11 protein-coding genes and 1 pseudogene are annotated in these 12802 nt (G+C 60.5%); 6 read left to right on the plus strand and 6 right to left on the minus strand.

The genetic code is table 11. From position 1 onward, the window contains the following. The first annotated feature begins 11 nt into the window (after positions 1-11). From ACFSNN_RS37720 to ACFSNN_RS37735, 4 genes are all read left to right on the plus strand, one after another. On the plus strand, positions 12-1160 hold the full coding sequence (locus ACFSNN_RS37720; protein ID WP_134458476.1) for a CaiB/BaiF CoA transferase family protein: 1149 nt from the start codon (positions 12-14) through the stop codon (positions 1158-1160). Between the two features lie 310 nt (positions 1161-1470). After that, positions 1471-2388, plus strand: a complete 918-nt coding sequence (locus ACFSNN_RS37725) for a LysR family transcriptional regulator (protein WP_134458478.1) — start codon at positions 1471-1473, stop codon at positions 2386-2388. A 212-nt stretch (positions 2389-2600) separates the two neighbouring features. Then, positions 2601-3101, plus strand: coding sequence for an MBL fold metallo-hydrolase (locus ACFSNN_RS37730; protein WP_134458480.1), 501 nt, complete (start codon positions 2601-2603; stop codon positions 3099-3101). A gap of 2 nt (positions 3102-3103) precedes the next feature. Then, the gene (locus ACFSNN_RS37735; RefSeq protein WP_134458482.1) at positions 3104-3337 is read left to right on the plus strand and encodes an MBL fold metallo-hydrolase; all 234 of its coding nucleotides are present in this window, start codon (positions 3104-3106) and stop codon (positions 3335-3337) included. A 69-nt stretch (positions 3338-3406) separates the two neighbouring features. Here the strand turns inward: ACFSNN_RS37735 and ACFSNN_RS37740 are convergent, their stop codons facing one another. Both ACFSNN_RS37740 and ACFSNN_RS37745 read right to left on the minus strand, forming a co-directional pair. Then, positions 3407-4042, minus strand: a complete 636-nt coding sequence (locus ACFSNN_RS37740; protein WP_134458484.1) for an SDR family oxidoreductase — start codon at positions 4040-4042, stop codon at positions 3407-3409. A 195-nt stretch (positions 4043-4237) separates the two neighbouring features. After that, a complete protein-coding gene (locus tag ACFSNN_RS37745) occupies positions 4238-5158 on the minus strand; it encodes an alpha/beta hydrolase (RefSeq protein ID WP_134458486.1) in 921 nt (306 codons plus the stop codon). A gap of 161 nt (positions 5159-5319) precedes the next feature. On the opposite strand from ACFSNN_RS37745, the gene ACFSNN_RS37750 reads away from it, so the two are divergent. Both ACFSNN_RS37750 and ACFSNN_RS37755 read left to right on the plus strand, forming a co-directional pair. Beyond that, entirely contained in the window at positions 5320-6234 is a 915-nt protein-coding gene (locus ACFSNN_RS37750) for a LysR family transcriptional regulator (protein WP_244322824.1), read from the plus strand. Positions 6235-6308: 74 nt separating this feature from the next. Beyond that, positions 6309-6390, plus strand: a pseudogene (locus ACFSNN_RS37755) (cold-shock protein); the annotation flags it as partial. A gap of 151 nt (positions 6391-6541) precedes the next feature. Here the strand turns inward: ACFSNN_RS37755 and ACFSNN_RS37760 are convergent. The 4 genes from ACFSNN_RS37760 to ACFSNN_RS37775 all read right to left on the minus strand — a co-directional run bounded on the left by ACFSNN_RS37760 (position 6542) and on the right by ACFSNN_RS37775 (position 12516). Beyond that, positions 6542-7924 (minus strand): MFS transporter, encoded by a 1383-nt coding sequence (locus ACFSNN_RS37760; RefSeq protein ID WP_244322825.1) that lies wholly within the window; start codon positions 7922-7924, stop codon positions 6542-6544. A 543-nt stretch (positions 7925-8467) separates the two neighbouring features. Beyond that, positions 8468-10102 carry a GMC family oxidoreductase gene (locus ACFSNN_RS37765; protein ID WP_134458490.1) on the minus strand — a complete coding sequence of 545 codons (1635 nt, stop codon included), beginning with the start codon at positions 10100-10102 and terminating at the stop codon, positions 8468-8470. 3 nt (positions 10103-10105) lie between these two features. Next, complete coding sequence (locus tag ACFSNN_RS37770) at positions 10106-11602, minus strand: aldehyde dehydrogenase family protein (protein WP_134458492.1); 1497 nt, start codon at positions 11600-11602, stop codon at positions 10106-10108. Positions 11603-11622: 20 nt separating this feature from the next. Then, the gene (locus ACFSNN_RS37775; RefSeq protein WP_134458494.1) at positions 11623-12516 is read right to left on the minus strand and encodes an MBL fold metallo-hydrolase; all 894 of its coding nucleotides are present in this window, start codon (positions 12514-12516) and stop codon (positions 11623-11625) included. Positions 12517-12802 lie beyond the last annotated feature (286 nt).

Genomic DNA, 12802 nt, shown 5'->3' on the forward strand with positions numbered 1-12802 from the left:
GGAGGAGCGACATGTTACGAGATCTACCGCTTTCGAACGTGGTGGTGGTTGAATTGAGCGACAGCGCGTCCGCGCCGTTCAGCGGGAAAATACTCGCGTCGCTCGGGGCCGAAGTATGGAAGGTCGAACGGGCGACAGGCGATTCTGCGCGCGGGTGGGGCCCAAGCATGTGGAAAGGCAGCGGCGCGGCCTATCACGCATTGAATCGCGGCAAGCGCAATATCTGCATCGACATCAAGGACAAGGAACAACTGGCGACGTTGCATCGGTTGATTGCCGAGCGTGCCGACGTATTCATTCACAATCTGCGGCCCGGGGCGGCCGCGAATTATGGGCTCGACGCAAACAGCCTGCGGATTACGAAGCCCGAGCTGATTTGCTGCGAGATCGGTGCATTCGGCCATGTCGGACCGATGAATACGCTTCCCGGTTACGACCCGCTGATGCAGGCGTTTTCCGGGGTCATGAGCATCACGGGCGAAGAAGGTCAAGCACCGGTGCGAGCGGGGGTGTCGATCGTCGATTTCGGTGCGGGCATGTGGGCTGCCATGGGCATTCTGGCTGCGCTGTACCGACGTCAGATGAAGCACTGCGGGGCGACCGTGAATGCCTCTCTGCTGGAGACTGCGCTTGCGTGGATGTCCGTCGGCATCGCGAATTACAACGCAGACGGCGAACCGGGTGGTCGGCATGGGTCGGGGGTCGCGTTTATCGTGCCGCACCGTGCGTTTGCGACTGCGGATGGTTTCCTCATCGTGAGCTGCGCGAACGATCCGCTCTTTGCGCGATTGTGTGCCGCGCTCGACCATCCGGAATGGTCGACGGACGAGCGGTTCGCGACGAACGCGGGGCGTCTGAAGAATCGCGCTGAGATCGACCGCCTTATCGGCGATCGGTTGTCGACGGGGACGCGGGAGTTCTGGACGGAACGGTTGCAGTCCGCCGGAATTCCGGTTGCACCGATTCAAACGACCGCGGAAGTTTTGGCCCACGAGCAGACGCAGGCGCTTGGCATCATCGAGAAGCCGTCGGACGATGAGATCGGTATCGTTGGCCTGCCGCTTTCGTTCGACGGCAAGCGTTCCCCGCCGCTGCATCTGGCGAAGGATACCGGCGCCGACAATTCGCTCCTCGACAGTCTTCTGAAGGTCAGTCCTTAACCGTTTTACCCGAAGTAGACGACGATGCAGCAAGGCGGATGCCGTTCCGTTTGAGTCGTCAAGCGACGATCGATGATCCCGCCAGCCACGCAATTTGCGTCAGGCTGGCGGGGTCATTTATTGGCGTACCGGGCAGATGACGTTGGTGTACGATCAGGGTTAACGTCAGTCGACGAGGAAGCACACTTCGCTGCCGACACAGACACGGAACAGCATCGACGCGTTATCGTGGTGAGGCGTTTGAGAGCGGAAGTGCACGCCGTGTGACATGACGCCTAACAAGGTCATGAAGACGTGCACGCGAGGAGACATGAGTACATTCAACCGATTGCACCTGATTCGTCAGGTCGATTTGTTTACGCTGAAGCTGTTCGTGTCAGCGGTTGAGGAGCAGCAGATCGGCCTGGCCGCGATCCGGGAGAATATCGCCGCGTCCACTGCAACCAAGCGTATTCAGGATCTCGAAGATATTGCCGGCGTAAAACTTCTCGAACGTGGCCCGAAAGGCGTCTCGCCCAGCCCGGCCGGTGCGGTACTACTGCGCTATATCCGCAAGATTTTCGATGATCTGGACGATATGCGATCCGAGATCACGTCCTTTACCGACGGCATGCAGGGCGAGCTGACAATTGCGTCCGCTCGGTCGATCATCGTCCCGTTTCTTTCGCGCGAAGTAGGCGAGTTCTGTCGGGAATACCCGCTTGTCGACCTCGTGATGCAGGAGCTCGAGAATGCCGAAATCGTGCAGGCCGTTGTCCGAGGCGAAGCCGATATTGGCGTGTTCGCTGCCGCACACGAGCTGGACCTAGGCGGCGTCGATGTAACGCCATACCGGGAAGACAGGTTGATTGCCGTCGTCCCGAAGGGGCATCGCTTGAGCGAGCAGGCAAGCGTGACCTTCAAGGATCTCCTTTCCGAGAATGTTATCGCCGTCACGGCGATGCTTGGCGCGGTACGTGCGGCCACGCGGCGACTGGGCGAAGAGTTCAAGCCGCGCTACAGCGTCAGGAGCGCTGGCGTCGCAGTAAGTCTGGTGCAGGCCGGACTGGGCGTCACCATTCAACCGGAATGCCTTGTCAGTCATGAACTGTTTAGCCGGGTTGCCGTGCTGGAATTGGCCGAACCATGGGCGTTGCGACGCATTCATATCGCCACTGCGCGCGGTCGAGACCAGAATCCGATTGTTCGTGCGCTGATCAAGCAACTGCTGGACCGACCTCGCGACTGAGTGGTCGCTTCGGCGCTGGATGGCCACGCTTTCATACTTTCGACACGAAAATCACAACGACAGACAAGGGAAAGCTCCGATGCAGCCCATTGTGCTTGGCAGGTTGGAGATTCAGAAGGTAGTCGAAATGGAAACGAGTTTTCCGATCGACGTGCTGTTCCCGGGCGTAACTGCAGGCGACCTTTCCCGCCTGAAGGGGGTACTGGGACGATGTGCTTTCGCTCGATCCGACTCAAGCACGGTGTGGTCTGAGCATTCGCAGTTACCTTGTGCGTTTCGGAGGAAAGACGATCCTGATCGACAGTTGCAACGGGAACGACAAGGATCGCTCGACCGAAACCTTCCATCGGCTGAATACGCCTTGGCTCGACAGGCTCCGGAAACTCGATATTGCTCCGGAAGATGTCGACATGGTCATGTGTACGCACCTGCACGTTGATCATGTCGGCTGGAACACACGCCTCGACAACGGGCGCTGGGTGCCGACTTTCCCGAATGCGCGCTATGTCATGAACAGGCGCGATGTCGACCATCTCAGCGCACCGGGCACCCATGCGATGATTCGTGAACTGTGGCTCGATTCCGTCTTACCAGTGATCGATGTCGGGCAGGCGGATATCGTCGAGGGAGACGAAGTCATTTTCGGCAAGGCCGGTGACGGCATGTGGCTCCGGCCGGCGTACGGCCACTCGCCTGGAAGCTGCATGATCTAGGCTTGCTGCGGCGGTTCGCCGGCGACTTGGTACATCATCCGGTTCAACTGATCCGTCCGGATCTTCATTTTGCGTACGACTGGAACGGCGATCTTGCGGAACAGGTTCGCATCGCGGTGCTCGAGGAAATTGCAGGCACCGATACGATGCTCTTTCCTGCCCACTTCAGATATGGATCGGGCGAGCATGTCGAGCGGGATGGCGACAAGTATCGTTTTCGCTTCACCCAGGTCTGACGAGACGCCGCCACGAGTCGGTCCATCAGGTGATGCCGACGCCCCATTTAAGCGTACCGGTGTACGACGTCAGACGAAGGCGGGTTTAACGCCGTCGGTTCCCGGTTTGTTGACGCCGACATTGGCGCGCACCAGCTTGTCGGGATGTTCGACCAACTCGGTTACCAATGCAGCCACGCTTTTGCGAGAAACTTCGGTTCCCTTGAACGGTTGATTTCGTGCAGTGACCTCATAGGCCACTTCATCCTTGTCCTGAAGCCAAGCCGCACGGAGGATGGTGTATTCCGAGTCGGATGCTTCGATCAGATCGGCAGACCTGCGATAGGGCGGCAGATATTGCCCGATCTCCCGACGGTTCCACTCGCCGAATTCGCCCGGTACTTCTTCGTAAATGCCGAGAGAGTTGATGAAGATCAGCCGTTTGACATTCTTGGCTTTCATGGCTGCCAGAATATGTTCGGTCTGAGTGTCCACGTCGCCAGCCAGGTTGGCGTAGACGATATCTTGTCCTTCCATGATCCGCGGCAGGAGTTTCTTGTCTAGTACGTCGCCGATAACGACGCTCGCGTTGGTGGGCTCGTTGCCGGCCAGCTTTTTGGGATCGCGTATTAGGAGGGTCTGTTTGACGTCCTTTTTCTCGCCCAGCATCTGTACGACCCAGCGCGCAATCTGTCCGCTGGCGCCGAGGATCAATACCTTGGTCATGATGTTTATTCCGGATTCAGAAAGTAGGCTTCGCGCGAGAACGTAGGAGCATGTTCGATGAGCGTGACAGATCCTGCGTATGCGCGGCAGCGCGGTTACGGGCGCCTCACGCATGGAACGTGGGCAGCCACACCAGGAAGCCTCGTGTTGGCTCCCTGGCGCGAGAAGTTGCCGTAGCGATCGCGGCGATGGGGATTACAGGTTTTCTTTGTAGAAGGGGACCAGCTTGGCCAATGCCTTGCTGACCGGCTCGGGCTTGTCGTACAGGTCGTAGTGCGACCAGCCTTCGACAACCACCAGTTCCTTCTTTTTCGAAGCCGCGCGACCGATGATTTCGCAGCCGTCGCGGTATGCACCGAAAGCACCGACCTTGTCGCCTACCACTACCATCAGCGGCTGGGTGAGCAGGGTTTCACACAGGTGGAACGCGTCCCAGCCCACGGCGGCGGCCTGGTGGGAAAACAGCGAGCGGTTGACACCGTTCGGCGCACGGCCGCGATCCGAACGGTAGTATTCGGTTGCACCATACAAGTCGACTTCCGTGAGACCGGCTTCCTTGGCAGCCTCGGGCGACGGCGGCAACAGATCGTCCACCCGCAGGGCGGCGCCGCGTGCTTCCGCCGTACGTTGTTTGGCCATAGCTTCAAGTGCGGCAATGGGGTTGTAGTTGCTGAAGCCTTCACGCATCAGGCGACCATAGTTGGCGCCCGTGACCGTGCCGACCGCTTTGATGCGACGCTCGGTCATGGCTGCATTGATCGAATAGCCGCCGCCACCGCAGATGCCCAGCACGCCGATACGCTCTTCGTCGACGTACGGAAGCGTCACGAGGTAGTCACAGACAACGCGAAAATCTTGGACGCGCAACGTTGGATCTTCGATGTAACGGGGTTCGCCGCCGCTATCCCCCTGAAAGCTGGCGTCGAATGCAATGACGACGAAACCTTCCTTGGCCAGAGCCTCGCCGTACACGTTCCCCGAGGTTTGCTCTTTGCAACTGCCGATCGGATGCGCGCTGATGATGGCGGGATATTTCTTATCTTCGTCGAAATTCTGCGGGTAGTGGATGTCGGCTGCGATGTCCCAATACACATTCTTGATCTTGACGCTTTTCATAACAGCTCCTTTTAGGGGGAGGGGTAAGTTCGCTAGGCCGAATCGTTGGTAGCCACGCGGCAACGACTCGAATATAGAGAGCCGATTGGAATTCCGTAAGATCGCAATCTGGACTACAGTGGTATCTTCAAATTGACAATCGCACCTGCATGGATCCCTCATTGCTCCCGTCTCTCGCGTGGTTTGCCCACGTCGCACATCATCGTAGCTTCACGAAAGCGGCTGCGGAAATGGGCGTTTCTCGAGCGAATCTTTCGCAGAATGTGAAGGCGCTCGAGCGCCGGCTGAATGTCAAGCTGTTGTATCGAACGACGCGCGACATGTCGCTGACTGAGGAGGGGCAGCGGCTCTACGAAGTGTGGTACCCCGCTCTGGTCGCAGTCGAGCGCACCGTCGACGCGTTACACGAGGCGCGTGACGAGCCTTCGGGGTTGATTCGTGTGAATACTTCGCGCGTCGCAGCGAAGACGCTGATAGAGCCACACTTCGAGGAGTTCAGTACCCGCTTTCCGAGACTGGGTCTTGAGTTGGTGATGGATGATGGCCTTGCCAACATCGTGGCCGACGGGTGTGACGTTGGCATTCGGATCGGTGAGAGCCTCGCTCAACACATGGTTGCCGTGCCCATTACTCCGAATTTGGAGATGGCAGTGGTCGGCACGCCGGCCTACTTCAAACGCTACGGCAAGCCAGTGACGCCGACCGATCTCGCGCAGCACAATTGCTTGCGCTTCCGGCAAGTGAGTGGGGCAATTCATCCTTGGGAATTTACGTCGCCACAAGAGTCGGGCCACAGTTTCGTGGTTGAGCCGCGGGGAAGCATTACCACCAATGACGACGACGGTATGATCCGCGCTGCGTTACAGGGTGTCGGACTCATCCAGCACATCGACATTGCCGTGCAGCAACATTTGGCTTCGGGGGCGCTTGTGCGTGTGTTGCAGGAGTGGTGCAAGCCCTTTGCGGGCTTTTATGTCTACGCACCGACCCGTGCACAGATGCCGGCCAAGGTCAGGGCGCTCATCGATTTCCTCGTGGAGAAGCGCGAGGCGATTGCCGCCTCGCGCGCTTTCTAGTCTGCGGGGCCGAGCAACGTTCGAGGCCGGCGAATTTTTAAGTTGGGACGTGTTGCTTCTATAGGCCCGCTCCCGTCAAGTGGTTCAACGACAGCAAGGGCTTTGGCTTCATCACGCCGCGACAGCGGTGGCGGCGATCTGTTCGCTCAATTCTCTATATGTGCGAAAAGCCGCAGTGCCGCATCTGTCGCTAAAGACAGGGCTTAAGGGTCTATTATCTATTCCGCAAAAAATGGGCGGTCTCTCAGGTCGAGCCTTCCTCGGGTTAGCCGCAGCGATGATTGACCTTGGCCAACATCACGCAACGTCAACCAACTTCCTCTCCGCGCTCCTCCGCAAGCAATCGGCGATAGTGCGGCAGCGCCGTGAACAAAAGCCACATGGCCAGTGCCGCCGCAATCGTGCAGACGAATCCGATCGAATTGCCGACCATCTTCGGATTGCCGAACACGCGATCCGTGACGAACGCAATCAACGTCGGACCGAGTCCAAACCCGATCAATTGGGCGAAGAACGAGTAGAGCGCTCCGACAATACCGCGCATGCGACTGGGTGCGACGAGCTGCAGTGCAGCGGCCATGCAGGCAGTAGGCAGAGTGAAGAAAAAGACCGTGCCTGCGGCCGCGGCCAGTGTGCCGGTGGCGCCCGGCGCAAACGGAATGCTCGCACAGCAGAGCAGCATCGGTATCATCGCGAACGCGGCAGTTCGCAGGGGGGCATCTTCATAGCCACGCTTTTCGAACCGGCGAACGACCCATGGTCCGACCAGCACGCCGACGACGCCGGAGCCAACCACCAGTGCGCCAAAGCGGAATCCGACGAGCGCTGCCGGCATGCCGTGTGAACGGATCAGATACGTCGGCAGCCATGCGGGCATACCGAGTACAACGATCGCGAGCATGCCGACACCGAACAACATGCGCGCGTAGAACCCGCGCCGCTCCCAAATAAACGCGGCTGATTCTCGGGTCGAGTACTGACGCTCATCCGCGCTGCCGCTGACGACTTTGCTGCGCACCGGCTCGCGCATTGTCAGCAATACCAGCAATGCGAACAGAATGCCTGGCAGCCCGATCAGAACAAATGCGAGCTGCCAGGTTTCGAACTCAGCGAGCAACGGAAACTGCTGGTGGACGTCGCGCGCGAACGAGATGACGAGGCCGCCGGCGACGAGTGAGAGTCCCCCGCCTAGCATTGGGCCGAGGATGAAGATGCTCATCGCGCGCGGCATTTGCTTCGCCGAAAAGCAGTCGGCGATCATCGACAGTGCAATCGGAAACACGCACGCTTCGCTGGCACCGACGCCGAAGCGCGCGAGGAATAGCCCTTGAAATGTCGTGGCCTTGCCGCACAGGGCGGTGAAGATGCACCACAAACAGATGCCGACCAGCAGGATGTTGCGTCGATTGGTCACGTCGACGAGCCGGCCGAAAAGTGGCGACGCGATCAGATACGCGGAAATGAACGCGATGCCCTGGACTAGGCTGAGTTGCGTGTCGGAAATGGCGAGCGAATGCCGGATCGGGTCGACGAGCAGGTTGAGAATCTGGCGATCAATGTAAGCGAGCGAATACGCCAGCGTGAGAATGATCAGGATGTACCACGACCGAAGGCTGTCATGCCCGGTCTGGACGGAGGTTCGTCCCGCTAGTGCGTCGCTTAGGCCGCCGACGGGCGGGGATTCATTCATGGCATTCCTCATCATTCCTCCAATACGATCGTTCAGCTGCTGCGGGATATTTTCGGCAAATACGAAAGACACGACATTCGAGGCGACAGCTTCGCATCGATCAAGCGCATCGAGCGCTCATCGCCGCTCAATCGAAGCGGCCGGCGGCGATACCTGTGAGTGTTTTTATCAAACTATTGTTAGGTAGTTTGGCGAGATCGGAAGTGATGTGCTATGGGTGTTATCCATTAAGCGCGACCTGCATGATCCGGACGCCGCGCGGGCGTCTGGGTTTGACCGGATGGAGTCGTCTTTTTCGAATCGATCTACCATTCGTTAGATGAGCGGGTCGGCCGGGATGACAGCCGGATCGACGGTGACGCTGCGCCTGTTTGCTGACCGGGAAGGTACCTCGAAGTACGGAATAAAGGCCATGAAACGACGAGACAAGCTTGCCGGTCGAGATCATCCCTGATCGGGCCAACGGTTGTCGGTTTTCGTGCATCGCATTGCCGTCCACCCACTCGCGTTCGGGAAGGCAGGCGGCATCCGTCGGACGCGTGTCTAGGCCGTCGTCTTCGCGTCTTGAACCAGCATGTCGGCAGCCTTCTCGCCAATCATGATGGTGGCGGCATTGGTCGCGCCCGAGATCGGCGATGGCATGACGGACGCGTCGGCCACACGTAATCCCTGCACGCCGCGAACGCGCAGTCGCGCATCGACCACGGCCATCGGATCGCTGTCGGGCCCCATGCGCGCGGTGCCGTTGTGGTGATAGACGGTGCCGCCGCGCTGGCGCGCGAACGCGAGGATCTCGTCGTCGGTGCGCACCTCGTTGCCGGGGAACATTTCGTCGACGTAGTACGGCGCGAACGGCCTGGCCTGCAGCACGGTGCGCGCCATCTTTACCACCGCCACCATGGCGCGCTGGTCCGACTCGTCGGTCAGGTAGTTGGGCTGCACCTCGGGCAGTTCGTCGATGTTGGCGGAGCGTGCCTTGACCCAACCCCGACTGTCGGGGCGCTGCTTGTGGCCGCCGAGCGTCATACCCGGATAATGATCCAGCAGGCCGGGCAGTCCCTCCTGATAGCTGCCCGGCGTGAACGAAACTTGCAGGTCGGGCCGAGACAACGCAGGTTCGGAGCGGAAGAAAAAACGCATCGGCACGGGGCCCATGCTCAGGATGCTGGGCCGTCCGAGGAAGTACTTTGCGATCTCCCTGACTAGCGGCAAGCCGCGTCCGCGCTCGTTGATGGTGGCGATGTCCTTGACCTTGACGGCCACACGAAGGTTGAAGTGATCGACCAGGTTGGCGCCGACGCCGGGAAGGTCGACCCGCGTCTGCACGCCGATCGCGCGCAGATGCGCGCTGTCGCCGATGCCCGAGATTTGCAGAAGGCGAGGCGTGTTCAGCGCGCCTGCCGCCACGATGACCTCGCGGTTGGCGCGCACTTCGTGCTCGGGTGCGCTGGCGCCGCCCGCCCGGTAACGCACGCCCGTGGCGCGGCGACCGTCCAGCAGCACGCGGGTGGCAGGGCTGCCGGTACGCAGCGTCACGCGGCCGTTCTTGATGGCCGGATGCAGGTAAGCCCTGGCGGCGCTTCTGCGTCGCGGCGCACGACCGCGCGTGTCGATCATAAAATGCCACGGGCCAACACCGTCCTGCGCTTCGGCGTTCGAGTCGGCGATATAGGGGTAGCCCAGGCTCTCGACTGCTTCGATGAACAGGTCGCACAAGGGGGCGGGCAAGATGGGGTCGGTAATGATCAGCGGCCCGCTGCGGCCACGATAGCGGTCATCGCCGGGTCCGATCCGCGTTTCCGCCTTTTTAAAAAACGGCAGTACGTCGTCGTAGCCCCAACCCGGATTGCCCAGCGCAGCCCAGTTGTCGAAGTCGGCGTGCTGACCGCGGTTGTACACCATCCCGTTGATCGAACCCGAGCCGCCGACGACCTTGCCCTGCGTCAACTCGATGGTGCGTCCGTCCGTGCCAGCGATGGGGCCACTGCGAAAGCGCCACACCAGCTTGTCGTTGAACAGGTTCTTGATGTACCCGGCCGGGATGTGAATGAAGGGATTGGTATCGGGCGGGCCGGCTTCGAGCACGCACACAGTATGGCCGGCTTCGGCCAGGCGGGCGGCCACCACGCTGCCGCCACTGCCAGCGCCGACGACCACATAATCGAACGTTTCGCTCATGGTTCAGGCATCCAGATTGAAGTTGAGGGTCTTCAGTTCGGTGAACGCCTCGATCGTCGACCAGCCGCCCTCGCGCCCCACGCCCGAGCGTTTCATGCCGCCGAAAGGCGCATTCGGAATGCTGGCGAAGCCGTTGACGCCGATCGAGCCGCTCTTCACCGCGCGTGCCACGCGGAAGGCGCGGCTCACGTCCGTGGTGTAGATGCAGCCGGCCAGGCCGTACTCGCTGTCGTTGGCGATGCGGATGGCTTCCTCCTCAGTGTCGAACGGAATCACCGACAGCACGGGGCCGAAGATTTCATCCTGGGCGATCTTCATGTCGTTGCGCACGTCGGCGAAGAGCGCGGGCTCGACCCAGTTGCCGTTGCCTAAATCGCCGCCCGGCAAACGACCGCCGGCCAATAGCGTCGCACCTTGCTGCTGACCACTTTCGACGTATTCGAGCACGCGCGCCTGGTGACGCCGGGAAATCATCGGCGCTGACGTGGTGGCGGCGTCGAACGGATCGCCGAACCGCACTTTGCGGAGTTGTGCCTGCGCGTGGTGCAGGAACTCGTCCATGATTGAGCGATGCACGACCGCGCGTGAAGGCGTGGTACAGACCTGTCCCGACAAAAAGGTGGAGCACAGCCCCATCAGCGCTTGCGCGGCAGTATGGACACTGCGCGTGTCGGGAAAGACCAGCGCCGCGCTCTTGCCGCCCAGCTCCAGTGACAGACGTTTCATGGTCGGTGCGCTGGCGACCGTGATCTTTTCGCCGATGACAGGGCTGCCGGTAAAGCTCACCTTGTCGACGCCGGCGTGCGAGGTCAGCGCGGCCCCGGTTTCGGTGCCGCCGGTCACAAGGTTGAACACGCCAGGCGGCAAGTCGCTCTCGGCAAGGATCTGCGCAAGCCTGCTCACGGCCAGGTTGGTGAGTTCCGACGGCTTGACGATTACGGTACAGCCGCAGGCCAGCGCCGGCGCCACTTTCATCGCGAACGTCATCACCGGGCCGTTGTACGGCAATACGGCCGCGACCACGCCGACGGGGTCGCGGAATGTCATGTACTGCATGTTCGACGCGCTGGAGAAGATCGGCAGCGTCTCGCCGTTGATCTTGTCGATCCACCCCAGGAAGTGATCGAAGATGTCGGCGGCCGCCTTGGCGGAAACGCGCGAGTTGCGGCTGAAGGCGTAGGGAATGCCGTTGTCGAGCGTTTGTAGCTGGGCGATCTCCTCCTCGGCCGCGTACAGGCGTTCGACAATAGGCTGCAACAGGCGCTTGCGGTCCTGCGCGCGCAGGTGCGGCCAGGGGCCTTCGTCGAACGCCCTGCGTGCCGCAGCCACGGCGAGATTCACACCGCGCGGGCCCGCCTCGGCGAAGCTGGTCATGACCTCGTTCGTATTGGGGTTGAGCTGGTCGAAACGCGCATCAGACCAGTCCAGCCATTGGCCATCGATGAACAGGCGTCCGGGGCGGACGTTTAACCGGTCGAGTGTAGAGACGAGACTGAGCATGGGTTGGAAAAAAATGGGCGTTACTTGTGAACGCCGGTGAACATGTAGTCGCCTTTCGGATCGCGGGTAATTAACCCAAACGACGGTGAACAGAAATGCGTGCAGGTGAACAGCGTGGCGCTGCCGTCGAGGCGCGACAGCAACGCGTGTCGCGTGGCCGACGACTGTGCGTTGTCGTAGTCCAGAACCTGTGCCATGTCCGGTTTGGCGACCTGTACCGGGTGATGCATCGCGTCGCCGCCGATGATGAATTTCTCGGTGCCGGCGTCGACCTCGATGGCAATGTGGCCGATGGTGTGTCCCGGCGCGGAGAACACCGAGATTCCGTCGCCCAGGTCGGTGTCGCGGTCGATGAAGTTCGCGAGACCTTCATCGACGACAGGCTTGACGGACTCCTGGAACGACATGTCCTGCGCCTCGTACATCGCGTCCTTCGGGTTGCCCTTTTGCGCGAATTCGTACTCCTTCTTGCCGAAGTAGTATTTCGCGTTGGGGAAACTGGGCAGCCACCGGCCGTCCTGCCTGTAGGTGTTCCAGCCAACGTGGTCGAAATGCAGGTGCGTGCACAGCACGTCGGTGACCGCGTGGCGATCGATTCCCGCCTGCTCCAGCGTGGTCAGAAATTCGAGTTGCAGTTCGGCGAACGCGTCGAAGCCGGCAGTGTGCTTGTCGTTCCCGACGCAGGTGTCCACCACCAGCATGCGCGCGCCTATCCTGATGATGAAACACTGGCTGACGGCGCGCATGCTGTGATCATCGTTCACGTAGGGAGGCTTCATCCACGGAATGGTCTTCATCACGTCGGGCGTGGCGTCGGGCAGCAGCGTTTCCAGAATCCGGCTGATGTCCATTTCGACGATCTGCACGATTTCCGCATGGCCGATCCGCGAGCGGATGGTGTGCAGCAACGACATGGTGTGTCTCCCCGGAGATGGGTTTGGCGGACGGCCTAGCTCAAAGAGTGTTCTCGCAGATCAAGCGCCGGCCGCACTAGAAAAATGTGTCGTGCTTGTCTGGGCACGAATATTCGATTGCATCACAGCGCACGTCTTTGCCGAGCCGTTTGCCTCATATTGTTTCGTACTTCGGAAGGGGCGGCTGTGATGCGCTCGTCGTCGCTACCGGCGACAACGCCGGCATCGCGTTCATTTCCAACTTTCGGAACAACTCGCGTGTCGCATTGCGAATACCGACGGGGCG

Source organism: Paraburkholderia dipogonis (genome assembly GCF_042680985.1).
GTDB lineage: Bacteria > Pseudomonadota > Gammaproteobacteria > Burkholderiales > Burkholderiaceae > Paraburkholderia > Paraburkholderia phytofirmans.